Here is a 23822-nt window from a genome sequence, read left to right as displayed (position 1 = left end):
ATTATGTCAAAGGTTTTTTTATTTTCTTTTGATTTTAATGTCGATTACATCTTTTGTGCTTAATTTTAGCGGGGTTGCGCACGATGCTTAACACAAAAAATGCTATTCATCTGTGACTTAAATGGTAGAATCCTGAAAATTTAACCTAACATGGAATGCTATTGTGTCTCTTCAGAGGTTTAAAGAATTCAATTTAAAAGGTGATGCGTTTGGTGGCGTTACTACCGCAATCGTTTCACTGCCCCTCGCGTTAGCGTTTGGTGTGGCATCTGGGGCTGGCGCGGAAGCTGGTTTGTGGGGCGCCATTCTGGTTGGCTTATTTGCTGCTTTATTTGGTGGTTCATCTTCCCTTATTTCCGAGCCAACCGGGCCGATGACAGTGATCATGACGGCGGTGTTAACCGCGATGGTGGCTAAATACCCCGAAGCGGGGGTCGCCATGAGTTTTACCGTGGTGATGATGGCGGGTCTGTTCCAAATTATTCTCGGCTCATTAAAAATGGGCAAATACATTACCTTAATGCCCTATAGCGTGATATCCGGCTTTATGTCGGGCATCGGCGTCATTCTTATCATTTTGCAGTTGTCGCCGTTAATGGGCCATGCCGCGCCTTCCGGCGGGGTGTCTGGTACGCTGATGTCGCTGCCAGAAACCATCAGTAATTTGCATTTCAATGAATTGTTTCTGGGTGGTTTAACCCTCGCGATCCTATTTTTAATGCCGAAGGCTTATCGTAAATATGTGCCCGCTCAGCTGGTGGCATTGGTGTCGGTAACGCTGCTGTCAGTGTGGTTGTTTGATATGGACAGCATTCGTCGCATTGGTGAAATTCCAAGTGGCTTGCCCAGTATTGTTTTGCCTACGTTTACCCCTGAGTTGCTTACCACCATGGTAATTGATGCTTTAGTGTTGGGTACGCTAGGTTGTATTGATACCTTGTTAACGGCCGTTATCGGTGACTCGCTCACTCGTAAAGAGCATGATTCTGACAAGGAGCTGCGCGGCCAAGGTATCGCCAATATGATTTCGGGTTTGTTTGGTGCTTTGCCGGGCGCTGGCGCGACTATGGGCACGGTTGTTAACATTCAAGTGGGTGCGCGCTCTCCGCTGTCTGGGGTTATTCGTGCCTTAGTATTGGCGTTAGTGGTATTGGTTGCTGGCGGTTTAACCGAGCCAATTCCGATGTCGGTACTGGCCGGTATTGCGGTTTACGTTGGCTTTAATATCCTTGATTGGAGCTTTTTACAACGCGCTCATAAAGTGAGTATGCAAAGTACGGTTATTATGTATGGCGTGATGTTACTGACCGTTTTTGTTGATTTGATAGTGGCGGTGGGATTAGGGGTATTTATTTCTAATATCATCATCATTGAGCGTTTAAGTCGCGAGCAAGCAAAACAAGTTAAAGCCATCAGTGATGCTGAAGATGATGTGCCATTAACGCCGGAAGAGCGTGATTTGTTAGACCAAACCAACGGTAAGGTGTTGTTCTTTTATCTGTCTGGTCCGATGATTTTTAGTGTCTCAAAAGCCATTACTCGCCAGCACAGCAGTATCAATAAATACCAGGCGATGATCTTAGATTTAAGCGATGTGCCGATGATAGATGTCACAGTGGCATTGGCCTTGGAAAACGCAATTAAAGATGCATTAGAAGCGCGTTGTCAGGTCTTTATTTTGTGCCCCCACAAGGATACGCAAGCACAGCTTGATCGCCTTTCTGTCTCCGAGATGGTGCCGAAATCGCAGTTCTTAGACTCACGCCAAGCGGCGCTAGAAGCGGCTTTGGATGTGGTGCAAGGCGAGCGCTTACGCCTGTCTAATAAAATGGCTTAGCCAACAGGGATTCACAGCTGATTGTTAGCTTGTTCACATTAAGCCTAAAACCTTGGCGGTTTTAGGCTTTTTTTGTATCTAAAACTAAATTTTTTGTCAAAATGAGCCGCTTAAGTAGTGGTAAGTCATCTTGATTTTGATTGAACGAGTATCCAAGGCAGGGATGCCTTGATTTAAGCCTACATGGATGTATTTACGGCGTCTCGTGAAACAAGAGCAAGATGGCTTGGATGCAGAGTTAAGCCTGATTAAAAATCATAAGGGATGATTAATGGAACAAGTAGAGCTGAAATATAAAAGCCGAGTAGCGTCGGCGTTGTTGGCGATTATTGGTGGCTCGTTGGGCTTGCACCGGTTTTTTCTCGGCCAATGGTGGGGCGTGTTTTACTTGTTATTTAGCTGGACTTTGATTCCTGCGATTGTTGGTTTAATTGAAGGCATCGTGTTTCTAGCCACGGATCAGCAGCAATGGAATAATAAATACAATCAGGGCCGCCAGCTGGGCAATGAAGGTGGCACTGTGCTTATTTTGGTGATGGTGTTATTGCCTTTTGTCTCGGTGCCCGTGATCGGTATCTTGGCGGCGATTTCGATCCCTGCTTATCAAGATTACACCATTAAAGCGAATGTCGGCATGGGCCATGCGCAGGCGCAGTTAGTGCAAGCAAAAATAGCTGCTTATGTTGCACAAGAGCAAGTATTGCCAGCCGATAACGAAGCGATTGATGTGGTGCGTTACCCAGATAACAAAGCGATAGCGTTGCTTGATGTCTATAACGGGCGCATTAGAGTGGAATTTACTCCAGAATCTAAGTTGACAGGTGCGTTGATTTATCAGGCGAGCTTAAATGGTGATCAAGTTGAATGGGATTGCACCGGTTCAACGCTTGCGGTTAAGTACTTGCCGCCGCCTTGTCGCTAAATTAGCTGCTGCTTTTCAAACGTGAGATATAAAAAAACCGGCTATGTAAGCCGGTTTTTTTGCCAATCAGCTAATTAATCCGAATCTTGGATAAGCGAAATAGTATGCTTTCCTGCAAAAACTCTGTGAATATGTCCCTATAAGCTTTGCGTTTTCATCCCTGAAAACGAAATTTTGCCGTAAAACATACTTTATCTGGCAGCGTTAGGCTTAAACAGAACTGAGGTTAATTAAGCAAGCGCATCTTGTAGTGGCGGTACCACTTGTTTTTTACGGCTTAATACGCCGTCTAGCCAAACACGACCATCTACTGGCGCTTTACCGTAGGCACGCTCAACAACGCTCACATCATCACTTACTACTAGTAGCTCTGAGCCTTCTTTCATGATGTCTGTTAGCAGTAGCATTACGCTGTGACGTTTGCCTTCTTCTTTTAATGCTGCGATGTCAGCCTCTAGGTCAGCTTTGATTTCATCAAACACAGACAGGTCAATCACTTCTAACTGGCCAATACCGATTAGGTTGCCATTCATGTTGAAATCTTTGAAGTCACGCATCACAAGGTCGCGCGCTGGGGTGCCGTCAACAGCTGATTTTACTCTAAACATTTCCATGCCGAGTTCTTTAAAATCTGCAATACCTGCGATTTCTGCAAGGGCTTCAACACATTTAATGTCGGCCGTGGTACAAGTAGGAGATTTGAAGATAACCGTGTCACTTAAGATGGCACACATCATAATGCCCGCGATATTGGCTGGAATTTCAACGTTGTGAAAGTCGTACATCATTTTAATAATGGTGTTACTACAACCGACAGGGCGGATCCAACACTCAAGGGGGGTTGATGTGGTGAGGTCGCCTAGTTTGTGATGGTCAACAATGCCAACGATAGTGGCTTGGTCGATATCATCTGGCGCTTGAGTCAGTTCTGAGTGATCAACAATGTAAACTTCTTCACCGGCGTAGCTGGTTTTGTATTCAGGTGCTTCAAAACCAAATTTTTCTAAGATAAATGCAGTTTCAGGTGATAGCTCACCTAAACGTGCTGGCACTGATGCTTCACCAATTTGATTTTTTAGGTAAGCAAGGGCGATAGCGCCACAAATAGAATCTGAATCTGGGATTTTATGACCCACTACATAAACTGGCATGGTGTAACTCTCCTTTAATTTTCGGCGATTTTAACAAAGTTTACATCTGTTCGGAAATCATTATCGGCTTAAAAAGTAGCAAAAATGTTACGACTTAACCGTTTATACTAGGGGATGCTTGCTTAATATCCACTGGTACAAGTTAGCAACATCATCAGCATTACATAGCTGAGTGCCATGGTTCATAGTGGCGGCAGTGCCTGCAGCCACGCCTAAACGCGCCGCTTCGCGAAGGTTTTTTCCTTGTGCTAGTGCCATGCTAACGGCGCCAACCATGCTGTCGCCAGCACCTACGGTACTATTCTTTTTGACCCTTGGTGGCACGATTTGTTCACAAATATCGTTACTGACAAGGAGCGCGCCTTGTGGCCCTAATGACACTAATACCACCTCGGCTTTACCTTGGTTGATAATTTCTCGCGCCTTTTGCTCTAGCTCTTCGGGCACAATCAGTTCTGAGCCAGTTAGCAATGCGAGCTCGTTGGCGTTGGGTTTGATGAGATATAACCCACCTTGTGCGACCGCTTTCTCAAGGGCAGGGCCTGAGGCATCAAAAATCACTTTAATCTGCTGGCTTTGGCAATAGTTAACAATGTCGGCAACCAAGTCACCGGGCATGCCTTCGGCTAAGCTACCGCTGATCACGCAGTAATCGGCATCTTGATGTTGCGCTAGTTGTGCTAACAGTTGTTGCTGCTCGTCAGCTGAAAGCGACGCGCCGGGCATAATAAAACGGTATTGTGCGTTATCGTTGGGCGTGACTACATTAAGGTTTTGTCTGGTCCAAGTCGCGCAGGTTGATGGCTGGCAAGTGATGCCTTCTTGCTCAAGTAATTGGGTTAAGTGCTCGCCCGTTGAGCCGCCGGCAGGATAAATAGCCACTGAATCGCCACCTAGTTTTTTAATGGCGCGAGACACGTTAATGCCACCACCACCGGGCTCAAACACGGGGTCAGTACAGCGTAGTTTCGCTTCGGCAATGATACGCGGGGTAGTGGATGCGCAATCTAGCGCGGGGTTAGCGGTAATGGTGACTATTTTTTGCATTTGGCTGATTCCTAAACTGAAACAGCCTTAATCATGTAATGGTTAGTAGCCTTGTGTCTATTAATATATACCCAATCAACCTGGAGAGGCTTGAAACATGCATCTTCAAGTTGATTGGGTATAGTAAATAATTTAGCGCAAAGTGGGGCCTTAACGCTAAATAAAGCATTTAAGTTATTTGCGGGTGTAACAACTGCTTAGATGTTGATCGACGGCGTTAAGAATATCACGGCGCGCAATGATGCCGATCAGTTTTCCATCTTCTACCACGGGGTAGGTTTTTGGTTTTTGCCCGAGCATTTTATTGGCTAAATCTAACACGTTATCTTGCGGAGACACGCTCAAAACTTGCTCATTCTTAATGTCTCCGACCAGTGCCGTTTCGTCACAGTGATAGCTGGACTTGAGCATTTTGTCTAAGCAGTCTTGTTCTGAGATCCAACCGATTACCTGTTTATGTTCATTGATGACAGGGGCGCCAATTTGATGCGACTGCAGTAAGCTATGTACGGCCACAGCAATTGACGTTTCGTTGGTGAAACTAACCACTTTTTTGCTCATGAAATCTTTTACTAACAATGCAGGCATAAGGCCTCCTGATATAACTTGTTAATCGAATTGATTAAGTTAACTTGAGTGTACGCTTTACGTTGATTAGGTAAATTGGGTTGTTTCTACTGGTTTAATAGGTTTTGACTATTAATCTGAAGCGCTGCTTTTAAATCCAGCATCACAGAAGTTGTGGTGAGTTTCGGGTATGATTTTGTTACTTTATTTTTATCAATAGTTTAAGGAACAATTAATGAGTAACGAAATATCTCAAGGTGTGACTGAAATAAGCCAAGATTCAAAGAACATGGCGTTGATTGGTTGGGTGGCAACTATCTTTTTTGGTTTTATTCCTTGCTTGATTTTGTATTTAGTTAAAACCGATGATGCTTACATTAAAGATCAAGCTAAAGAGGCGCTAAACTGGTCTATTACGGTAGCTATCGCTTATGTGGTGGCATTTATCTTAAGTATTATTGTTATTGGTGCGTTATTGATTCCTGTGATTGCTATTTGTAACCTTATCTTTTGTATTATGGGGGCGATTGCAGCCTCAAAAGGCGAGCAATTCCGAGTGCCATTTACGTTACGTTTCTTAAAGTAATAGACGATAGTCAAACAGACTTAATGGCGCGAGTTTCGCGCCATTTTTATTGGGAGTGCGATGATGAGTAAGCATGAAAAGTTAAACTATGTCGAATTTCCGGCCAAAGATTTAGCATTAACAAAAGCTTTTTTTAGTCAAGTCTTTGGTTGGACATTTACGGATTTTGGCCCTGAATATACGGCTTTCTCTGGTCAAGGGCTAGACGGTGGATTTTACCAAGCTGAGTTGGCTAGCCACTCTGACCGCGGTGGTGCGTTATTGGTTTTTTACAGTAATGATATTAATAAGACATTAGCAAAAGTAGAGCAGGCTGGCGGGGTGGTTAACCGGCCTATTTTTGGGTTTCCTGGTGGTTGTCGCTTTCACTTTATTGAGCCCAGTGGTAATGAATTTGCGGTTTGGTCTGAGTCGCAAGACTGATCGATTAAGATTTTCATAACGTAGACACCGCGTTGCTAGCATGCGATATTGCATCTCCACAGTGTCACTTGCCATGGCAGGTTGTTTTTATTGATTAAGGAAAATCATATGAGCCAAGCACATTCTTATAATCGTCAGATTTTATTGAACTCTCGTCCTGTTGGCGCGCCAACGCCAGACAACTTTATTGTTAATGAAACGCAAATCCCTGAGCCGAAAGCCGGTGAAATTCTACTGCGTACTATTTACCTTTCACTTGACCCTTATATGCGTGGACGCATGAACGACACCGAATCTTATGCGCCGCCAGTGGGCTTAAAAGAAGTGATGGTGGGGGCGACCATGTCGCAAGTGGTGCGTAGCAACAATGATAAATTCGAGTTAGGCGACTGGGTGTTATCTTACAGTGGTTGGCAGGACTATGCGGTGTCCAATGGTGAAGGTTTGTTTAATTTGGGCAAAAATCCTGCTCACCCATCTTATGCGCTGGGCATTTTAGGTATGCCTGGTTTTACGGCTTATATGGGCTTGATGGACATAGGTAAACCCAAAGCTGGTGATACCTTAGTGGTGGCGGCTGCAACGGGTCCTGTAGGTGCAACCGTTGGGCAAATTGCTAAGTTGCAAGGCTGTAAAGTGGTTGGTATTGCAGGCGGCGCAGAAAAATGTGCTCACGCTAAAGATGAATTAGGCTTTGATGCGTGTATTGATCACCGTGCGGAAGATTTCGCAGACCAACTCAATAAAGCGTGTGACAAAGGCATCGATATTTATTTTGAGAATGTAGGCGGTAAGGTGTTTGATGCCGTGTTGCCGTTACTTAATACGGGCGCTCGCGTGCCTGTGTGTGGTTTAGTGTCGCAATATAATGCCACAGAGCTGCCTGCTGGGCCTGATCGTCTATCACAATTAATGGGCACTATTTTAGTTAAACGATTAACAGTGAAAGGCTTTATTATTTTTGATGATTACGGTCACTGTTACGATGGTTTTGTTCCTGTGATGGATCAATGGTTGAAGTCAGGACAGGTGAAATATAAAGAGCACCTTTATGAAGGATTAGAGTCTGTAGTACCTGCTTTTATTGGCATGCTGCAAGGTGATAATTTTGGTAAGGTTGTCGTGCAGTTAAACTCGGCGGTATAATCCTATCGCTTATCAGGCAAGATTTAATCACTTGCCTGATGTTGAAATTGTATGAATGTCACATAAGCCTCAAAAAAGAGGCTTTTTTTTCGCTTTATTTCACAGCTCATCTTCCTTATTCCCCATTCATCGCAAACTTTTCCTACACTTTGACTTATTACTAAATAGCACCAGCATGGGCTGAAACTTAATCATGAGTTGTAAAGGATTATTCGGACAGGAAGCTTGGGTTCGCTATATCAGCGAACATGAAATGCCAGTATTACGAGATACAGTGGCTAAATTAGAGCAAATTGCCAAGGACGACACCGCTTCATTATCGCAGCTTGGGCAAGCTATTTTACATGATCATGGGTTAACTGCTCGGATCTTGAGGATCGCCAATAGTGCTTGCTATAACCGTGGTCGACAACAGGTTACAACGGTGAGCCGAGCCGTAGTGATGCTAGGTTTTAAAGCCATTAAACAAATTTGTATTACCGCGCAAATGCTTGACACTTTACTGGCTGATCATCGAATGGACCCTAACGTTTACCAACGTTTAGTTTTGCTTATTGCTCGCTCTTTATTGGCTGGAATGCTAGTAAAAAAATTACTGCATAAAAATGATGCCGATACCCAAGAAGAATATTTTTTAGCAGCCTTAATGCGACGTTTAGGCGAAGCGGCGTTTTGGCGCAGTAACAGCGATGTAGCTGTTTTTCTCGATGAGCAATTACGTTTTGTAGAGCAGCATCATAAATCGATAGAGTACCAACAGGGCCTAGTTCGAGACTTATTAGGGACTTCTTTTGAGCGTATGAGCCAAGGGTTAGCGACAAGTTGGCATCTCGGTGCAACAGTAGAAGCCTCTCTTGCTGACGAGCCAGAGAAAAACTATTTAATGCGCGCATTAATGCTGGCCGATGGCTTGAGTGCGGAATTAATCTCTATTCACCCCAACGGCAAAAAAAAGCAGCAATATGAAGCTAAAATCGGCCAGCTGCTGGGCGTTGGGCCACAAACGGTGGAAAAAGAAATTCAATCTTGTCAGCAAGGCACCATTGAACTAATGAATGCTTATGGTGCTGGGCGTTTAGTTAAATACCTTAATGTGAAAGATATGGTGTTGCCTGCTGATTCAGAGATTGCGGTAAGCAATGAAGCATTGCAATTAAAGATTTTACATGAGTTAACCAATATGGCCGTTGAGAAGGTTGACATCAATATGGTGATGCATTCAGCCCTTGAAGGTATCTATCGCGGTATCGGTATGGATACGGTATTGATATTTATGCTGACACGCGATCGACGCGGCCTAAAACCTCGCTTTGTATCAGGCAAAGACTCAGTGCACCTTAAAGATGATTTTGAAGTGGAAATTGGGCGTGAAAAGAATTTATTTGCCCATAGCTTGCAGTCTTTTGAGCCTATTTGGTGTCGTTCACATCATGATAAGTGGCAGCGTTTTATTAGCGCGAAGCTGCTTAAGCTAACCCCCGAGAGCGGTTTTTTCATTGCTCCTTTGGCGGTGGAAAAACGCAGTATTGGCTTAGTATATGCGGATAGAAAGCTGGGTCACATTGAATTAGAAGAAACTTCGTTTGTGGCTTTTCAACATTTTGTTCAGCAAACTAATTTATGCTTAACCAAAATGATGCACCCAAATGGATAAGTTTCAGTTATGATTTGCCAACTTATTGGTGGTGCTAAGGTGAGAAATGACCGAACTAGAAAAAATGCAGCTGGGTGTAGAATTCGATCCAGATGCCCACGAGATTCAAGTGTTACGCCATCAAACGTTTACATTAATACAGCAGTTTAATCGCACCTTTGCCCCGAAAGGGCGCGCCTTAGCTAAGAAAATTTTTGCCAAGGTTGGTTCTCAAACTATTATTACCCCGCCTTTTTTATGCGAGTTTGGCAAGACGATTAGCATCGGCGACCGTTGTTTTATCAATATGGGCGTGACCATGTTAGATAATGCGCCAATCACCATAGGTAATAATGTATTAATCGGCCCTTCAAGCCAGCTCTATACTGCATCTCACCCCCTTGATTTTAAAAAACGTAGGCAATGGGAATGTTGTAATTTACCGATAGTGGTTGAAGATGATGTTTGGATTGGCGGTAATGTGGTTATTTGCCAGGGAGTTACAATCGGTGCGCGCTCAGTTGTTGCCGCCGGCGCGGTAGTCACCAAAGATGTTGCACCTGACTCTTTAGTGGCAGGAGTGCCTGCAAAGCTGATAAAGCGTATTGAATCAAACAATGACAATAATATTGGAGAGTAAACATTAATGGCTTGGATAAACATGAAAAAAGGCATGGTTGTAGGCCTAGCTCTATTAGCCAGTGCATGTAGTCAAACTTATTCGCTGTCAGAGCAAGAAGTGGCGAGTTATATCAATGACCAGGTTAGCTTTAAGCATGAAGATGGAATTCCTGGTATTCTTTATGTTAAAGCTGAATTGGGCAAGGTTGCCGTTAAATTCGGTAGAGAGCAGGCCGATGCACTGCAAGTGTCTGGCACTTCTAGCCTAGAGCTACAAAACCCGCTGCGCCCATTTAAAGGCTCTGTTACCGTCGACTTTAGTGCTAAGCCTTGGTACAACCAGAAAGAAGGGGCGGTATATTTAAAGGATGTTACTTTAACTAATGTTTCCTCCGACCCGGCTGATTTAGGCAGTGAGGTGGCGAAGTTGGTCCCTCAGGTTTCTCAAGCGTTGCAGATGTTTTTACAAACGCAGCCTATTTATGTTTTAGATGAACAAGACATGAATCAAGCCATGATTAAGAAAGTGGGCAAAGAGATAGTAATTAAGCCCGGTAAAATTGAATTTTTGATGGGGCTGTAGCTATAGTTTATTTGTACTAGCTCTTCTTTATTGATTTGAACTCGATAGGTACCACTTTGGTATGAATTTCAAAGTGGCTTTTCGGAGTGAGTGTTAACCTACGTTTAATTAGGGTCGTTTCGTTGTGATTCAGCCTCGATAAATTTTTGCTCTAGCAGGGCGTATTCATTTTTCGCTCGGGTCAGCTCTGCGGCTAAATCGGTGGAGTCTTCCGCGCTATCAAGTAGCTCTAAAAACTGCTTTTCAATAAAATCTTTTTCTCGCACGATGCGACTTAGCTCTGCCTGCCCTTCGGCGAGTTGTTTTTTCAGGGTTGTTGTTTCATCTTTTTGGCTACTTTGCTGAAGTCGCGCTAACTCTTGCTCTAGTGAGTCGACACTCATTTTGTATTGGGTGATATCTTGTTCGGCCGCGCTTAGTTTTTCGGTGAGTTGCTGGCATTCAATGCCGACTGCTTCGGCGTGAGCTTCCATTTGCGCTTGCTCTTCGGCGCTGGTAGTGGATTTATTGACCGCTTCATCTAATAGTTTTTTTAGTTTCTGTTCTTGTTCATTTGCTTCTTTACTGAAGTTATCAAACTTTAAGTAACTCTCGTTAAGTGCCGCCGTCATTTCATCAATTATTTCACCTGACTCGGTGGCTTGCTGCTTTAACCGGATGATATGTTCCGTGATATTTTGGTGGGTGCCTTTCGTTTCAGCAGGCAATTCAGAAATATCAGCAACTTGTTTTATTAGTTTTATTTGTGCTTGATAAACTTGACTGAGTTTGTCGATTTTTAATTGGCTTTGTTTCAACGCATCCCGTAATTCTTGTGGCTCAGGCGTACTGCCTTTTGCTTTTAACGCCTGAGTAAGCTTGGCAATAGTTAGTTGGGCCTGCTCGAGTTGCTCTTGTAATCGTTTTTTACCTTGTTTTTGCCAATAGAATAGCCCTCCTAACACAATGAGAAAAAACAGCGCCATTTCGATAACAAAAATGGTCATAAAGTGGTCATCATACATTGTGCTACTCTTGAATAATAAGAAATATTTACCTTACTTAGCATAATGCAAAAATCGAACTTTAGCCGATTTGGGGCGTTTCAATATGCAACAAGCTGATTTTGATCAGACAGTAAGCGCTCAGTGGCAGCATTTTTGTCCGGTCGTATTGGTTCGTTTTGATTTCGCCAAGCATCAAAAGTATTTGAGTGGTTTAGATAGGCTAGTCAGTGTGACCTTTGAGCCTAGTCAGCAAAGTGTGCTGTTGGCTAGCAGCCAGCCTGCCGCTCGGTCTTTAGCGGATGTAATGTTTGATTTAGGCAGTGAGCCAGCCAGTCAAGTTCAGCTTGATGACGCTTTAGGTGAGATGGTTAATATTATCGCTGGGCATCTGAAAACAGCACTGGCGCTAAATGATGAAATGACGTTGCCAAATAAAATATGGCCACCAGTGAATGTTGCTGAACTGATTATGCAAAGGGACTCGCTTGGCTGTTTGTTATTCATTAGTCATGCGCCCGTTTATGTGATGCTAGTAAAGGACGCTGGAGCGCTTCGCTCAGCTGCAGGAGATGTTGAATGAAAATACTGATTGTAGATGACAGCAAGGCAATGCAAGCCATTGTGAGGCGTTCATTAAAAGCTTGCGGTTACGGTGGTTGCGATACTCAACTGGCTTCTGATGGTGTTGAAGCTTTAGCTATCATTAAACAGTGGCAGCCTGATATTGTGTTATCTGATTGGTATATGCCAAAAATGACGGGACTTGAGCTGCTTCAGGCCGTGAAAGAGCAGGGAATTAAGGTCAAAATAGGCTTTGTTACTTCTGAAACTGCTAAGGTGAAATTAAAGCAGGCCCTTGCCGCTGGTGCGGAGTTTGTTTTAAGCAAACCGTTTGAAGATGAAGCCTTGCATCAAGCCATGTTACCGCTGCTGGATGAAAATGATGACGGCGATACAGAGGTGGTTAAAGCTAGCGCTTCGGCTTGTTTATCTCAAGAAATTCAAGATCGGATCCTATTACCGAGAGTGAACGCTATCGACACTGTTTTTAATGCTTTTTCGGTGAAAGAGTTGTTATTAGAGGCGGTGCCGGGCAGTGCTTTTCACGGGCGCTGGTTACCCTGTTTTTTGGCTATGTTTGTTGATGGCGCAAAAAAGGTGCGCGCCGTAGCGGTCATTGACTTTGCGGGTTTAGTGGTTCTTGGTGCCGGTATGGATGGTTTAGAGGATGCTCAAACCCACGAAATTATAAAGAAAAAATCGGTGCCTAAAGCCATGATGGCTAATGTAAACCAAGTCTTTAAGGTGTTAGGTGCGAGTATGGTAGAGCAAAAAACAGGATGCTGCCTGACCTTACAAAGTGTTAATTTTGCCGCGAAATCTATGCCTAAATTGGAAAAAATGTTCAATAAACCCAACTCGGAACGGGTGGATGTGGAGCTAGCCGTACTTGGCTATGGGCAAGGTTATTTAACCTTGGTTTGTTCTTAGATGTGGTAACACTTAACCTCAGTTTTGCTTATCCAAAGCTCGGGTTACTTAACTGCAAAAACGATCCCGCCATTGATGAAAAGGAGGAGTATTCTGGCCATGGCGCCTTAGAAATTGCGACAGGTGAAAATCTTTAAGGTCAATTTAAAGTCAACTTGTCTTTTTATAAGTTCATTTCTTTTAATAAGTTATACCGTTTTCTACTTCTATGTATGGTCAAATTTATTGTGATAACATACATTGTTATTGTTAATCATTCTTATTTTGATTTATAATTTGTTTAATTTCTCAGCAAGTTTGATAAGTAGGGCTCTCATCGTGTATATCTGCATTTGTAAAGGGATCACCGATAAAACCATTCGCGAGGCGGTTGCCACGGGAAAAAGCTTTAGCGCCCTCAAACGCGAGCTAGGCTTATCTGCGCAATGTGGCGTTTGCGTGGCGGATGCCATTTCTTTGATTAAAAAAGAGCAATTGCAATATCAAGGTCAGGCTTATGCTGCTAATGTTCGCGCGGCCCACGATCAAAGTATTGCGATTAAGCAGGTAGCATAAAAAATGGACTCACGAAGAGCCCATTTTATTGCTTATCTATTAGGTCGGGTGAGTGTTTATGGCAGCACCGACACTTGTTTAAATTATAAGTAAGTAGTCGCTAACCAAGTAGGTTTGTTACTGCATTTTTCTCATTTTCTTCTTTTTCTTTCTGTGCCCTCACGCTCGCCTCTAGTAGCGTTTCAGCCTTACTTTGATCTGAGCTTACTTGTGCGTAATCAGCGTCTTCTATACGCGAACGTGCCGCACTCTGATTCTCAAATGCACTGCTGAGTTGTCGTTGGTAAGAATCAGATGCATTGATTTGTGCGCCTAAGTCACTTTGTGATGATAACAACTGTTCTTGCGCAGCTTGCCCTGTTGCTAAATTTGCATCAACGCTTTGTGTAGTGACATTGATAGTGTCTAAGCCAAGGCTACTCGCATTATCTATTCCACTCACAAGTTCATTTATTTCAGACTGAATGGCACCTAGCTCATTTGCACCGTTAATACCATTACCACTGGCAACAACCAGCTCGTTGATCCTTTGTACAGAAGCAGATGAGTTTTGTAAGCCACTGCTTTCGGTACTGGCGAGAGATTGGTTGTAAGTTTCATTAGCATTGAGCTGGGCGGACTGATTAATTTGCGAGGTAAGCCGCTGACTAATAGAAAAGCCGGCAGCATCATCTGCGGCTGAATTTATTCGTTTACCGCTGGCGAGTTTTTCATTTTCTTCCTCTTCCTTTTTCTTTTGTTGTGAAATTAAATTAGAAGATTGAAATGATGACGTTGAACCTATTTGCATATCGCCCCCAAGAAAACACTATTATGCTTAAATTATAGCCATTTTTAGCGGAGATTGCTGAAGAAAATTGCTTCCTGCTACGGTTGTAGCAGGAAGGTGAGTTGATTCAAAGACTAACGAGGAATGCTATGCCAAGTGCGTGGTTTTCCAGATGAAAAGAGTACCACGCCTGTGCTGTTATCTACTTTGCTACTTGTTAGCCCTTTGGTATTACCTGGATAGCTGACACCATTGTAATATAAACTGCGCCAGCTGCCTGATACTTGGCTGTATAGGGTTAACCAATCATATTGCGCTGTTTGACCAACTACGATGGGCGATGCAACATTTTCGGTTCGACTCAGGAATTGATAGCCTTTAGCGGTTCCTTGAAATACTAATAGGACACAGCCCTGCTTACTACACCAGTTAAGTTGTACGATGGCGTCATCGATGCCATCACCATTTAAGTCATACTTAACAGAGTTGAACTTAGTATTACCCGGATTGGTACGATGATAACGGAAGTATTCTGTTACTGCCTTTTGTACCGTTCGATCTAGCCCCGTAGGGTTGATGTTAGCGGCATTAAACTGACGCTGTTTTGGTTGCTTTTGTGGCATGAAGGTTAAGACTTGTCCGCCAGACATCTTGTCCAGTTGAAAAGCATTATTTTGATACTTAGTAACGGTGCCAGAGTTATTGGTTTGGCTTGCGACTAGGGCTAACCCATCGCGGCTAAAGATTATCTCCTTGGCAATAGGTTTGCCTGACGATTGGGTCAAAAATAAAGAGACTTCAGCTGGGTTATTGGATTTCCAAAAGCCTGACTCGGTTTTTCTCCCTTGCTGAGTTTGGGTAATTAGGGTCGCGGAATAATCATCATTTAGCGCTAAGTCTAAAATAGTTTGCCCGTAGTGTAATTTATTACCCATGTAGTTACCGATGATGGTCTCGTCTACTTCAGGCCAAGCTGGTTCGGCACACCCTTGGTATTTATCCCAGGCGGCATTGGCTTTTGCCTGATAACCCCAATACACGCGACCATTATTACTGTAGCAGTGGCCAGGGTTTATATTGAGTTGCAATAAAAATCCATTTTTACCTACCGCTGTAATGTTATTGCGCTGCGTGGTTTCAAACTTAGAGAGATTGATGTCGTACTTTTGACTACTCGATTGAGTGGTGAAGGTTAGGTTTTGTCCTGCAACTAATGCATTCCAATAGGGCGTATCGCCATGCGCTTTAAAGTGAAATCCGGTTACGGCTTTAGTGCATTGAGGGGAGGTTTTACTGAGCGCCATGTGGTGAACACGGTCGACCCTAATTGAAGCGTCGGTTTGGTTTGTGGATGGAACGATTTCCCCGGCAAACTCTATATAAGTGGGTTCAAAGGCTTTCGGTGAGATCTTGTTATAAATCATTCTTAGATCTTCGCCATAGGTTAGCGGGAAAGAATCTTTAAAGCCACAAGGGGTAAACCATGCTTCGCCTTCACCTAATGCAAGTTGGCCTCTGAAATTAGTCTCCAACACTTGGCTGAAAGGGACGCGTTCAGGCATCGCCGTTTCAACGATGACGGGAGCCGGAGGTGTTGACTTTGGTGTCTGCGCACATGACCAAAGCATAGGTAGAGAGATCAAACTGATCAATGAGATAGCTTTCATGGTGGGTCCCTTTAGCCAATCCATCTGTTGTTAGAATAATGCTTAGATTGTATCAAAGTCATGCTCAGGCTAATTTCATAATTTGCGTCATTTTTGTGCGCTAGAGCAAAGACTGAAAATTTTACTGCGTATATTTAGCGATATTAATTTTTGCTAACTGACTGATGTAGGCCAAATTACGGCTTTACAAGCTTCAGTCTAGTAAGAAAAAATCCAAAATCCAGTTAATTGACGGTACGCGATATTTATCTCGTTCTATTAAGAGCTCATGTCGTGCATGACCGATAATGATTGGCTCTTCATCAATACAGGGACGGCCGGCTTTTAACAAGTTTGCGCAAAATTGGTTTTGCCCTTGAGGGTTGACGACGTTGTCATCTGAGGCTTGAAGTACGAGTAAAGGAGTCGTTATTTTATCGGCATTTTCAATTATATAATTGGTCGATAAAATAGCTTGATTAAGCCATTGATGGGTTACGCCACCTAAACGTATCTCGGGGTGTGCTTGGTATATTTGTCTGAAGTAATGATAGCGAGCAGGGCTTTGGGTTAGGTCGTTTTCCTCGAACGGTATGGGGTGGTAACCTCCTTGGCCAGGGGCATATTGGGCAGGCCGACGCATCATAGTATTGGATTTTATCGCGGCGTTGGTAATCGATAATGCCATTTTGGCACTAAAAGGGCCTAAGTTAATATCAAACATTGGGCTACAGAAAGCTGCCTTATCAAAGCGTTGATTATGATCCATTAAATACAAAGCACTGATAGCGCAGCCCATTGAATGTGCGATGAGAAAAGTGTTGCTATAGCGTGTTAAGTCGAGCTCTTGGTCAACCCAATAGGCAAAGTCGGTGACGTAATCGGAAAACTGCAGCACATGGCCTTGTTCGCTATTGGGTGTCATGCGTCCCGACAGTCCTTGTCCTCGGTGATCAATGATATAAATGTCAAAACCAAGTTGCGATAAATCATAGCTAAGCTCTTGATATTTTAAATAGCTTTCAATTCGACCAGGCGAGATGATGATAGCTTGCTGGTGTTCAGGTTTAATCACTTGGACATAACGAATAATAACGCCATCCACGCCGATAAATTCACTAGCATGACTATACTTTTGCCAAAATGGGCCAATATGGCTGGCATATTTGTCAGGAAGCTCTGATTCTAGGGTAAGGTTGTATTTATTGTTAAAGGCCAAGGTAATTCTTCAGCTGTAATCATGACTTATAGGTGATAAGTTTACGTCAGTTTTGGTTTTTTACCGATCATAAAATCTAAGTTAGGGGTTATTTTGCCACAGTCAGCTTACTTTTTACCTGCATTGTCAGCCCTGTTTTGGTCGGGCAATTTCGTATTTGCGCGTTACGTCTCCAGTGACATTCCTCCCATTGCTCTGGCTTACTGGCGCTGGACCTTGGCTATGTGTTTGATATTGCCTTTTGCTATTAAGCCGATTTGGCAGCAACGCGCGATCATTAAAGCCCATTTTTGGCCGTTGTTTTTACTGTCGACGGTGGGGGTTGCTGGGTTTAATACTTGTGTTTATTTGGGGTTGCAAACAACGACAGCGACAAATGGCTTGCTAATCAACTCCATGATCCCGATTTTAATCATTGTATGTTCGTTATTATTGGGAGTGACGATTCAGCTCAAGCAAGGTTTAGGCGTGCTGATTTCTTTACTGGGAGTGATCTTTTTAGTGTGCCATGGCGAGCTTAGTCGCTTACTTAATCTAAGGGTGAATACAGGCGATCTTTGGGTGCTTTTGGCAACGTTACTGTGGGCGATTTACTCGATCGGTTTAAAGGTGAAACCTGCAGAGTTGTCGGCGGTCGCTTTTCTAGGTTTTAGTATTACCGTGGGCAGTTTTGTGCTTAGTCCTTTATATTGGTTTAACCTAACATCTGAAGCAAGTTGGCATTTTAGTTTGGAAAATGGCGCAGCAATAGGGTATACCGCTATTTTTGCATCATTAGTGGCTTACTTTTGTTGGAATCAAGGCGTAAAATTGATCGGCGCAAGTACCGCTGGGCAATTTATCCACTTGATGCCGGTATTTGGCACCGCCCTTGCTGTGTTGTTTATAGGTGAACAACTGGCGTGGTTTCAATTAATAGGGGCGCTAGCGATTGGCTCTGGGATCCTTTTATCTTTGCAGAGCAAGCCGAGCCGTTAGCGCAGTGGCAAAGACGTTAGCGAGATTCCATTATAAGTGAGCAGTAAATGACATTAGAAGTGTGGTTGGCCTACTTAATTGCAGGCATTATCTTGAGTGTTTCGCCCGGCGCCGGTGCGGTTAATACCATGTCGAACGGCATGAATTATGGTTTTAAGCGTGCATTGGTGTCGATTATTGGCCTGCAGGTGGGGCTGATTCTCTTGTTCGTACTCGTTGCAATTGGGTTAGGGGCGTTAGTGGCGCAATCAGCGCTGGCGTTTAATATTATTAAGTGGGTTGGGGTTGGTTACTTAATATATTTAGGCGTGATGAAATTTAGGGAGCAGGGTGCGATGGACGTGGCGCAAGTGAGCGCCAAGCCAATGCCGTTAGCAAAATTATTTAGTCATGCCTTGTTGGTTAATGTGACCAATCCGAAAAGTATTGTATTTTTGGTGGCGTTACTGCCACAGTTTATTGATCCCAATGCAGCGCAAGCGCCACAGTTTTTGATTCTTGGTACCACTTCGGTGCTGGTGGATATGGTGGTTATGATTGGCTATGCCTTGTTAGCGACACGTCTCGCCTTTTTCATTCGTAGTGAGCGACATATGCGCTTACAGAATCGGATTTTTGGTGGCATGTTTATTGGAGCGGGCTCGCTTTTAGCGGTGGCAAGTCACAAATAGTGTTATTTATCAATTGAAGAGGGAAGCCAAGGCTTCCCTTTTTTGTGTTTGTTGCTATCGTTTCTGTTCTATTTTTAGGAATAAATTCAATGAGAAAAAATGTTTCCCCAATTCTAAGCCAACTAAACCAAGTGATTTTAGGCAAAGAAGCGCAAGTTGAATTGGCGCTGGTTTGTCTCCTTGCGGGTGGGCACCTATTAATAGAAGACTTGCCCGGCATGGGAAAAACGACCTTAGCACAAGGGTTAGCCACTACCTTAGGGCTAAGTTATCACCGGGTGCAGTTCACTAGTGACATGCTACCGGCGGATATTTTGGGGGTGTCTATCTTTGATCCACAAAAACAGGCATTTCATTTTCATAAAGGCCCCATCTTTAACCAAGTTTTGCTTGCCGATGAAATTAACCGCGCTAGCCCGAAAACCCAAAGTGCTTTACTAGAAGCGATGGCAGAGCATCAAATCAGTATCGACAGTGAGACTTACTCATTACCTGAGCCATTTTTTGTCATTGCGACACAAAACCCGCTCGATCAAGCAGGAACTTTTCCCTTACCTGAGTCGCAGCTAGATCGCTTTATGATGCGTATTGAATTGGGCTTTCCTAACATGGAAGCTGAGTTAGCGATGCTGCAAGGAAAGCAGTTTAATCAAGTATCACAGGTAATTGATACTGCAGAGCTCATATCGATGCAAGCACAGGTGCGAGAGGTTTCTGCCAGTGCGTCAGTACTTAATTATTTGTTACGCTTAGTGGCTGAGAGTCGCTATAACGCTACTTACCCTAATCCATTATCGCCACGTTGCAGTAAAACCTTGTTGCAAGCTGCGAAAGCTAAGGCTTGGGTGGCAGGGCGTGACTATCTGTTACCCGATGATGTCCAAGCGGTGTTTCCTGCTGTAACTGACCATCGTTTAGGCGTGCTTGGCGGCGCGCAAAGTAGCGGTGCGGCGTTGAGTGAAACCTTATTACATGCCGTTGATCCACTGGCTTAAGGTGATTTTGTTGACAATTCGCAAGTGGTTTAAACAGCGCTTTGATAAGTGGTTAAAAAAAAATATACCGCCTAACGGTAAGATCACTCTGACCCGAAATAATCTATTTATTCTGCCGACTTGGTTTGGTGCTGCGTATTTAGTGACGTGTTTTACGTTGTTTTTATTGGGTACAAATTACCAGAATAACTTGATTTTATTTTTGTCATTTTTGCTATCGAGTATTTTTGTTAGCTGCTTACTGGCCAGCCATAAGAATATGTCTGGTTTAACTCTTTATGCTGCCAACCCTGAGCCACAGTTTGCTGAGCAATACATCGCCTTTCCATTAAAGATTGAACACCGCCCAGAGCAAGGGCAGTTTATTTTCGCTTTTCAACAAGATGGTGACGGACTAGATGCACTGATTAAAGACCAGCAGGTGTTGATTTATCGTCAGGCGTTACGTCGTGGTTACTTTAATCCAGGACGATTGACGATTTCCAGTGTGTTTCCCCTCGGACTGTTTCGGGTTTGGACTCATGTAGATCTGAACTGGCAAGGATTGGTTTATCCCAAGCCTATTGAAAGCGCGGTCGTGCTAGACAGTGATGGCGCGGATAAGCAGGCCGATTTAGGGCGCAGTCGTACTCAAGCTGGTTTTGATGAGTTTGCCGGCTTAAAGACTTATCAAATAGGGGAGTCGTTAAAGTCGGTTGCTTGGAAGCAGTTAGCCCAAGGCCGAGGCTGGCACAGTAAAGCCTTTGAACAAGCTCAAGGCAGTGCGGTTTGGCTAAACCTTAACGCGCAAACAGGGCGCGATTTAGAAACTAAACTCGGCCAACTTACCGCTCAGGTTTTAACCTTAGACGAACAAAACGCTTTATATGGTTTGCGCTTGGGGACTCATGAGATTGCTCCTGCGCAAGGGGCGCAGCAGCGTCTTACTTGTCTCGCAGCATTAGCAACTTATGGTCTTAATAAGGCGGTGATGTAATGGATTTGTTTTTTAAGCGACATCATCTGCTGCTTATTTTACTTTGTTATTTGGCGACGACTTTATCCCTATCAAACCAAATTCACTGGTTGATTTTTGTCTTGGCGGTGGCCTGTATTGGTTGGCGCGTGGGTATTTATTTTGGCCGTTTAGCTGCGCCATCGGTGATGGTTAATCGCGTTGCAGCCTTACTTGGTGCGGGTGTGTTGATGAGCGTGGTGTTCAGCCAAGGCTTGTTTAGTGCCATGATGCATTTGATTGTGTTGGGCTACACCTTGAAGTTTTTGGAGTTGAGCGCACGGCGGGATATTAATGTCTTTGTTTGTACTGGCATGGTGCTAATAGCGGTTTTCTTTGTTTTTGAAACTTCTGTAATGATGGCGCTATGGGGTGTGTTGCTCGCTGTTTTGCATTTAGGGTTAGCACTCAGTTTGTATGCTGAGCACCTCTCGGCCAAAGCGCAGACCCGTTATTTAACTAAGCTGGTATTGATTAGTTTCCCCTTGGCGTTAATGCTGTTTGTGCTACTGCCGCGTTTACCGCCGATGTGGAAATTGCCATTACAAAATCAAGCCACTACAGGTCTTTCTGAAACGGTAAACCCGGGCGATATTGCCGAGTTAAGTCGCTCTAGTGCTCTTGCTTTTCGTGCTAGCTTCGCGCAAGGGGTACCACCTGCCAATGAGCGTTATTGGCGGGTGATGACTATGGATCAGTATGTGCAGGGCCAATGGTCGCAAAGTGAGTCGATAAAAAGTGCGGTGCGATTGGCAGAAAGAGGCAGTCGCTTTAATGTTGAAGTTGCGGGGACCGCGCAATCATATGAGTTGATTCTTGAACCTAGCTTTCAAACTTGGTTACCTAGCCTAGCGGTGAGTAATGGCCAAAATAATCGCGCTAACCTGCTATTTAATTATACCTTACGCAATGACATTCCGATTACGCAACGCAGCATGCTGCGTTTTAGCTATTTTCCCGATACGCCAATACGTTATTTAGACCGGACCATGAGGCAGCAAAATTTGCTATTACCAGAATCGGGTAATGAGCAAACGCGGGCTTGGGCTGCGCAGCTAAAACAAGAGAATCTTTCGCCACAACAGCAAATAAGCCGAGTTTTACAGCGTTATGCCGGTGAAAACTTCCGTTACACCTTACGGCCACCGCCATTAGGGCAAGAGCAAATCGATGGTTTTCTATTTGGCTCGCAAGCGGGATTTTGCGTGCACTATGCCAGTAGTTTTGTTTACATCATGCGTTTACTTGAGTTACCTGCACGAATGGTAACGGGTTACCAAGGCGGCGAGTGGGATGGTGAAGGGGGCTTTTTGACCGTTCGCCAATATGATGCTCATGCTTGGGCGGAGGTTTATGTTGATGGTCGTTGGCAACGTTTTGATCCTACTGCTTTTGTTGCGCCAGATCGGGTTGAGTCGGGTCTTGAGTCGGCATTACCGAATGAGTTTTTGGCAGGCGATTTAAGCTTAATTAAGTTTAGAAGCAATGCGTTGGTTAACCAGCTTTACCTAACCATGGCGAAATTTGATTACGTGTGGGCGGTTTGGGTATTGAACTACGATAATCAAAAGCAATTTGACTTGATCAAGCGTTGGTTTGGCGATATTGATTTTTTTGCCCAGATTTGGCTGTTTATTGGTGTTTTTATCGCCATTATTACACTGATGGTTTTGTGGAGTTTAAAGCCATGGCAAAGGCCAACTTTAGCGCGTGAGGATAAGCTGTTTATGGCGCTGCATGGGGTGTTTAGTAAGCAAGGGTTGGAGCGTTTACCGGGCGAAACGGTAACAGATTATTGCCTACGAATTTCACTGGTTTCGCCAAAAAATGCGGATCAGGTAATGAACTTTTCGCGGCTATATAATCGCGTTAAATATGCTGACCAAACGAGCATGCAGAATGAGAAAGATTATCTGAAATTGTCTTTGCTGCTAAAGTTGATCCGTCGCCGAACAAAATAGCGAGCCGTGGATTTTTTTACTAAATCTGTTGTTTTCAGTAGAATGCAGCATATTTTGTCACTATAGGCTAAGCCGATGTCTGAACCGTTATATTTGTCAAATGATGCATTAATGCATGCCGTTCGAGAAGTTTTTCAAGTGGAGTCTGATGCATTAAAGCGCTTAGCTGAGACCGCTGATCAGCGTTATATTGATGCTATTCGTTTGCTTAAGCATTGCCAAGGGCGAATTGTTGTTTGTGGCATGGGCAAGTCAGGCCTGATTGGTAAAAAAATAGCGGCTAGTTTTGCCTCTTTAGGTCAGCCTGCTTTTTTTATGCATCCCGGTGAAGCCTTTCATGGTGACTTAGGCATGGTGCAGCCTGGTGATGTGTTGCTGCTGCTATCATATAGCGGTGAGACTGATGAGGTATTAAAAATAATCCCTTCACTTAAACACTTCGGTAATAAGATCATTGCTATTACTGGTGGTTTAGAATCTAGCTTAGCTAAAAATGCCGATTTAGTTTTAGATGCCAGTATTGAGAAAGAAGCCTGCCCGAATAATTTAGCCCCTACTACGTCAACGACGGTCGCATTAGCAATTGGTGATGCATTAGCCGCAACCTTAGCGCTAGAAACCCAATTTAGCCCGATGGATTTTGCTAAGTATCACCCCGGCGGTAGTTTGGGCCGACGTTTATTGACCCGAGTAAAAGATGTGATGCGCAGCGAACAGTTGCCAACGGTTAGCGCAGATACGCCGATCACTGATGCGTTAATGGTGATGACGCAAACACGTACCGGTTTGGCTTTAGTGATGCAAGATGATGCCCTATTAGGGGTGATTACAGATGGTGATGTGCGTCGTTACTTATTGGCCGGGCATCAAGTAACATCGGGTGTTGCTCAAGATATGATGACGCGCTCGCCAAGAACAGTTGATGAGACATGTATGTTGGCAGAGGCGGAAGAGTTAATGCGCGAAAAACACATTAAATGGTTGGTGGTCACCAATGCCCAACAACGTGTGTCGGGCATTTTGGAGTGGAGTCAGTAAGCG

General features: G+C 44.0%; 24 protein-coding genes. 17 read left to right on the top strand and 7 right to left on the bottom strand.

The genetic code is table 11. The features are described from left to right. Positions 1 to 160 precede the first annotated feature (160 nt). Positions 161 to 1837, top strand: a complete 1677-nt coding sequence (locus K1M91_RS02630) for a SulP family inorganic anion transporter (RefSeq protein WP_232800045.1) — start codon at positions 161 to 163, stop codon at positions 1835 to 1837. A gap of 271 nt (positions 1838 to 2108) precedes the next feature. Continuing rightward, a complete protein-coding gene (locus K1M91_RS02625) occupies positions 2109 to 2759 on the top strand; it encodes an NINE protein (RefSeq protein ID WP_232800001.1) in 651 nt (216 codons plus the stop codon). 230 nt (positions 2760 to 2989) lie between these two features. On the opposite strand, the gene K1M91_RS02620 is transcribed toward K1M91_RS02625, so the two are convergent. The 3 genes from K1M91_RS02620 to K1M91_RS02610 form a co-directional block, all read right to left on the bottom strand. Continuing rightward, positions 2990 to 3910 carry a manganese-dependent inorganic pyrophosphatase gene (locus K1M91_RS02620; protein ID WP_232800000.1) on the bottom strand — a complete coding sequence of 307 codons (921 nt, stop codon included), beginning with the start codon at positions 3908 to 3910 and terminating at the stop codon, positions 2990 to 2992. 102 nt (positions 3911 to 4012) lie between these two features. Next, positions 4013 to 4957: a 6-phosphofructokinase II gene (pfkB, locus tag K1M91_RS02615; protein WP_232799999.1), complete on the bottom strand. Its 945-nt coding sequence runs from the start codon at positions 4955 to 4957 to the stop codon at positions 4013 to 4015. A 174-nt stretch (positions 4958 to 5131) separates the two neighbouring features. Next, complete coding sequence (locus K1M91_RS02610; protein WP_232799998.1) at positions 5132 to 5545, bottom strand: CBS domain-containing protein; 414 nt, start codon at positions 5543 to 5545, stop codon at positions 5132 to 5134. Positions 5546 to 5759: 214 nt separating this feature from the next. Between K1M91_RS02610 and K1M91_RS02605 the strand changes: the two genes are divergently transcribed. From K1M91_RS02605 to K1M91_RS02580, 6 genes are all read left to right on the top strand, one after another. Beyond that, positions 5760 to 6110: a DUF4870 domain-containing protein gene (locus tag K1M91_RS02605; RefSeq protein WP_232799997.1), complete on the top strand. Its 351-nt coding sequence runs from the start codon at positions 5760 to 5762 to the stop codon at positions 6108 to 6110. A 63-nt stretch (positions 6111 to 6173) separates the two neighbouring features. After that, entirely contained in the window at positions 6174 to 6533 is a 360-nt protein-coding gene (locus K1M91_RS02600; RefSeq protein WP_232800044.1) for a VOC family protein, read from the top strand. A 108-nt stretch (positions 6534 to 6641) separates the two neighbouring features. Further along, positions 6642 to 7679 carry an NADP-dependent oxidoreductase gene (locus K1M91_RS02595; protein ID WP_232799996.1) on the top strand — a complete coding sequence of 346 codons (1038 nt, stop codon included), beginning with the start codon at positions 6642 to 6644 and terminating at the stop codon, positions 7677 to 7679. A 193-nt stretch (positions 7680 to 7872) separates the two neighbouring features. Continuing rightward, a complete protein-coding gene (locus K1M91_RS02590; RefSeq protein ID WP_232799995.1) occupies positions 7873 to 9333 on the top strand; it encodes an HDOD domain-containing protein in 1461 nt (486 codons plus the stop codon). Positions 9334 to 9379: 46 nt separating this feature from the next. Continuing rightward, on the top strand, positions 9380 to 9952 hold the full coding sequence (locus K1M91_RS02585) for a sugar O-acetyltransferase (RefSeq protein WP_232799994.1): 573 nt from the start codon (positions 9380 to 9382) through the stop codon (positions 9950 to 9952). 6 nt (positions 9953 to 9958) lie between these two features. Continuing rightward, complete coding sequence (locus tag K1M91_RS02580) at positions 9959 to 10516, top strand: DUF1439 domain-containing protein (protein WP_232799993.1); 558 nt, start codon at positions 9959 to 9961, stop codon at positions 10514 to 10516. A 104-nt stretch (positions 10517 to 10620) separates the two neighbouring features. Here the strand turns inward: K1M91_RS02580 and K1M91_RS02575 are convergent, their stop codons facing one another. Continuing rightward, the gene (locus K1M91_RS02575) at positions 10621 to 11520 is read right to left on the bottom strand and encodes a hypothetical protein (RefSeq protein WP_232799992.1); all 900 of its coding nucleotides are present in this window, start codon (positions 11518 to 11520) and stop codon (positions 10621 to 10623) included. A gap of 85 nt (positions 11521 to 11605) precedes the next feature. Here K1M91_RS02575 and K1M91_RS02570 point away from each other — a divergent pair, with 85 nt between their 5' ends. The 3 genes from K1M91_RS02570 (at position 11606) to K1M91_RS02560 (ending at position 13548) form a co-directional block, all read left to right on the top strand. Continuing rightward, positions 11606 to 12082, top strand: a complete 477-nt coding sequence (locus tag K1M91_RS02570; RefSeq protein ID WP_232799991.1) for a chemotaxis protein CheX — start codon at positions 11606 to 11608, stop codon at positions 12080 to 12082. Then, positions 12079 to 12993: a response regulator gene (locus tag K1M91_RS02565; RefSeq protein WP_232799990.1), complete on the top strand. Its 915-nt coding sequence runs from the start codon at positions 12079 to 12081 to the stop codon at positions 12991 to 12993. The genes K1M91_RS02570 and K1M91_RS02565 overlap by 4 nt, the downstream gene beginning before the upstream one ends. 318 nt (positions 12994 to 13311) lie before the next feature. Beyond that, positions 13312 to 13548 (top strand): (2Fe-2S)-binding protein, encoded by a 237-nt coding sequence (locus K1M91_RS02560; RefSeq protein ID WP_232799989.1) that lies wholly within the window; start codon positions 13312 to 13314, stop codon positions 13546 to 13548. 100 nt (positions 13549 to 13648) lie between these two features. Here the strand turns inward: K1M91_RS02560 and K1M91_RS02555 are convergent, their stop codons facing one another. The 3 genes from K1M91_RS02555 to K1M91_RS02545 all read right to left on the bottom strand — a co-directional run bounded on the left by K1M91_RS02555 (position 13649) and on the right by K1M91_RS02545 (position 17182). Then, positions 13649 to 14338, bottom strand: coding sequence for a flagellin (locus K1M91_RS02555; protein ID WP_232799988.1), 690 nt, complete (start codon positions 14336 to 14338; stop codon positions 13649 to 13651). Between the two features lie 113 nt (positions 14339 to 14451). Then, positions 14452 to 15984: a hypothetical protein gene (locus tag K1M91_RS02550; RefSeq protein ID WP_232799987.1), complete on the bottom strand. Its 1533-nt coding sequence runs from the start codon at positions 15982 to 15984 to the stop codon at positions 14452 to 14454. A 193-nt stretch (positions 15985 to 16177) separates the two neighbouring features. Next, complete coding sequence (locus K1M91_RS02545) at positions 16178 to 17182, bottom strand: alpha/beta fold hydrolase (RefSeq protein WP_232799986.1); 1005 nt, start codon at positions 17180 to 17182, stop codon at positions 16178 to 16180. A gap of 93 nt (positions 17183 to 17275) precedes the next feature. On the opposite strand from K1M91_RS02545, the gene K1M91_RS02540 reads away from it, so the two are divergent. From K1M91_RS02540 to K1M91_RS02515, 6 genes are all read left to right on the top strand, one after another. Then, complete coding sequence (locus K1M91_RS02540; RefSeq protein WP_232799985.1) at positions 17276 to 18160, top strand: DMT family transporter; 885 nt, start codon at positions 17276 to 17278, stop codon at positions 18158 to 18160. 47 nt (positions 18161 to 18207) lie between these two features. Further along, positions 18208 to 18831: a homoserine/homoserine lactone efflux protein gene (rhtB, locus tag K1M91_RS02535; RefSeq protein WP_232799984.1), complete on the top strand. Its 624-nt coding sequence runs from the start codon at positions 18208 to 18210 to the stop codon at positions 18829 to 18831. A gap of 89 nt (positions 18832 to 18920) precedes the next feature. Further along, on the top strand, positions 18921 to 19826 hold the full coding sequence (locus K1M91_RS02530) for a MoxR family ATPase (protein WP_232799983.1): 906 nt from the start codon (positions 18921 to 18923) through the stop codon (positions 19824 to 19826). A 10-nt stretch (positions 19827 to 19836) separates the two neighbouring features. Next, entirely contained in the window at positions 19837 to 20802 is a 966-nt protein-coding gene (locus K1M91_RS02525) for a DUF58 domain-containing protein (RefSeq protein WP_232799982.1), read from the top strand. After that, positions 20802 to 22781: a DUF3488 and transglutaminase-like domain-containing protein gene (locus tag K1M91_RS02520; RefSeq protein ID WP_232799981.1), complete on the top strand. Its 1980-nt coding sequence runs from the start codon at positions 20802 to 20804 to the stop codon at positions 22779 to 22781. The genes K1M91_RS02525 and K1M91_RS02520 overlap by 1 nt, the downstream gene beginning before the upstream one ends. A 75-nt stretch (positions 22782 to 22856) precedes the next feature. Next, complete coding sequence (locus K1M91_RS02515) at positions 22857 to 23819, top strand: KpsF/GutQ family sugar-phosphate isomerase (protein WP_232799980.1); 963 nt, start codon at positions 22857 to 22859, stop codon at positions 23817 to 23819. Positions 23820 to 23822 lie beyond the last annotated feature (3 nt).

The sequence above is a fragment of the Motilimonas sp. E26 genome, assembly GCF_021278025.1.
Classification (GTDB): Bacteria; Pseudomonadota; Gammaproteobacteria; order Enterobacterales; family CBDFNC01; genus Motilimonas.
This window is presented reverse-complemented; position numbering and strand designations above follow the sequence as displayed.

What these genes read in the sequence shown, in the direction of transcription:
- K1M91_RS02625 (WP_232800001.1), top strand. Translation starts at nt 2,109, where the DNA reads ATGGAACAAGTAGAGCTGAAATATAAAAGCCGAGTAGCGTCGGCGTTG.
- K1M91_RS02620 (WP_232800000.1), bottom strand. Translation starts at nt 3,910, where the DNA reads ATGCCAGTTTATGTAGTGGGTCATAAAATCCCAGATTCAGATTCTATT.
- pfkB (WP_232799999.1), bottom strand. Translation starts at nt 4,957, where the DNA reads ATGCAAAAAATAGTCACCATTACCGCTAACCCCGCGCTAGATTGCGCA.
- K1M91_RS02610 (WP_232799998.1), bottom strand. Translation starts at nt 5,545, where the DNA reads ATGCCTGCATTGTTAGTAAAAGATTTCATGAGCAAAAAAGTGGTTAGT.
- K1M91_RS02605 (WP_232799997.1), top strand. Translation starts at nt 5,760, where the DNA reads ATGAGTAACGAAATATCTCAAGGTGTGACTGAAATAAGCCAAGATTCA.
- K1M91_RS02600 (WP_232800044.1), top strand. Translation starts at nt 6,174, where the DNA reads ATGAGTAAGCATGAAAAGTTAAACTATGTCGAATTTCCGGCCAAAGAT.
- K1M91_RS02595 (WP_232799996.1), top strand. Translation starts at nt 6,642, where the DNA reads ATGAGCCAAGCACATTCTTATAATCGTCAGATTTTATTGAACTCTCGT.
- K1M91_RS02590 (WP_232799995.1), top strand. Translation starts at nt 7,873, where the DNA reads ATGAGTTGTAAAGGATTATTCGGACAGGAAGCTTGGGTTCGCTATATC.
- K1M91_RS02585 (WP_232799994.1), top strand. Translation starts at nt 9,380, where the DNA reads ATGACCGAACTAGAAAAAATGCAGCTGGGTGTAGAATTCGATCCAGAT.
- K1M91_RS02580 (WP_232799993.1), top strand. Translation starts at nt 9,959, where the DNA reads ATGGCTTGGATAAACATGAAAAAAGGCATGGTTGTAGGCCTAGCTCTA.
- K1M91_RS02575 (WP_232799992.1), bottom strand. Translation starts at nt 11,520, where the DNA reads ATGTATGATGACCACTTTATGACCATTTTTGTTATCGAAATGGCGCTG.
- K1M91_RS02570 (WP_232799991.1), top strand. Translation starts at nt 11,606, where the DNA reads ATGCAACAAGCTGATTTTGATCAGACAGTAAGCGCTCAGTGGCAGCAT.
- K1M91_RS02565 (WP_232799990.1), top strand. Translation starts at nt 12,079, where the DNA reads ATGAAAATACTGATTGTAGATGACAGCAAGGCAATGCAAGCCATTGTG.
- K1M91_RS02555 (WP_232799988.1), bottom strand. Translation starts at nt 14,338, where the DNA reads ATGCAAATAGGTTCAACGTCATCATTTCAATCTTCTAATTTAATTTCA.
- K1M91_RS02550 (WP_232799987.1), bottom strand. Translation starts at nt 15,984, where the DNA reads ATGAAAGCTATCTCATTGATCAGTTTGATCTCTCTACCTATGCTTTGG.
- rhtB (WP_232799984.1), top strand. Translation starts at nt 18,208, where the DNA reads ATGACATTAGAAGTGTGGTTGGCCTACTTAATTGCAGGCATTATCTTG.
- K1M91_RS02530 (WP_232799983.1), top strand. Translation starts at nt 18,921, where the DNA reads ATGAGAAAAAATGTTTCCCCAATTCTAAGCCAACTAAACCAAGTGATT.
- K1M91_RS02520 (WP_232799981.1), top strand. Translation starts at nt 20,802, where the DNA reads ATGGATTTGTTTTTTAAGCGACATCATCTGCTGCTTATTTTACTTTGT.
- K1M91_RS02515 (WP_232799980.1), top strand. Translation starts at nt 22,857, where the DNA reads ATGTCTGAACCGTTATATTTGTCAAATGATGCATTAATGCATGCCGTT.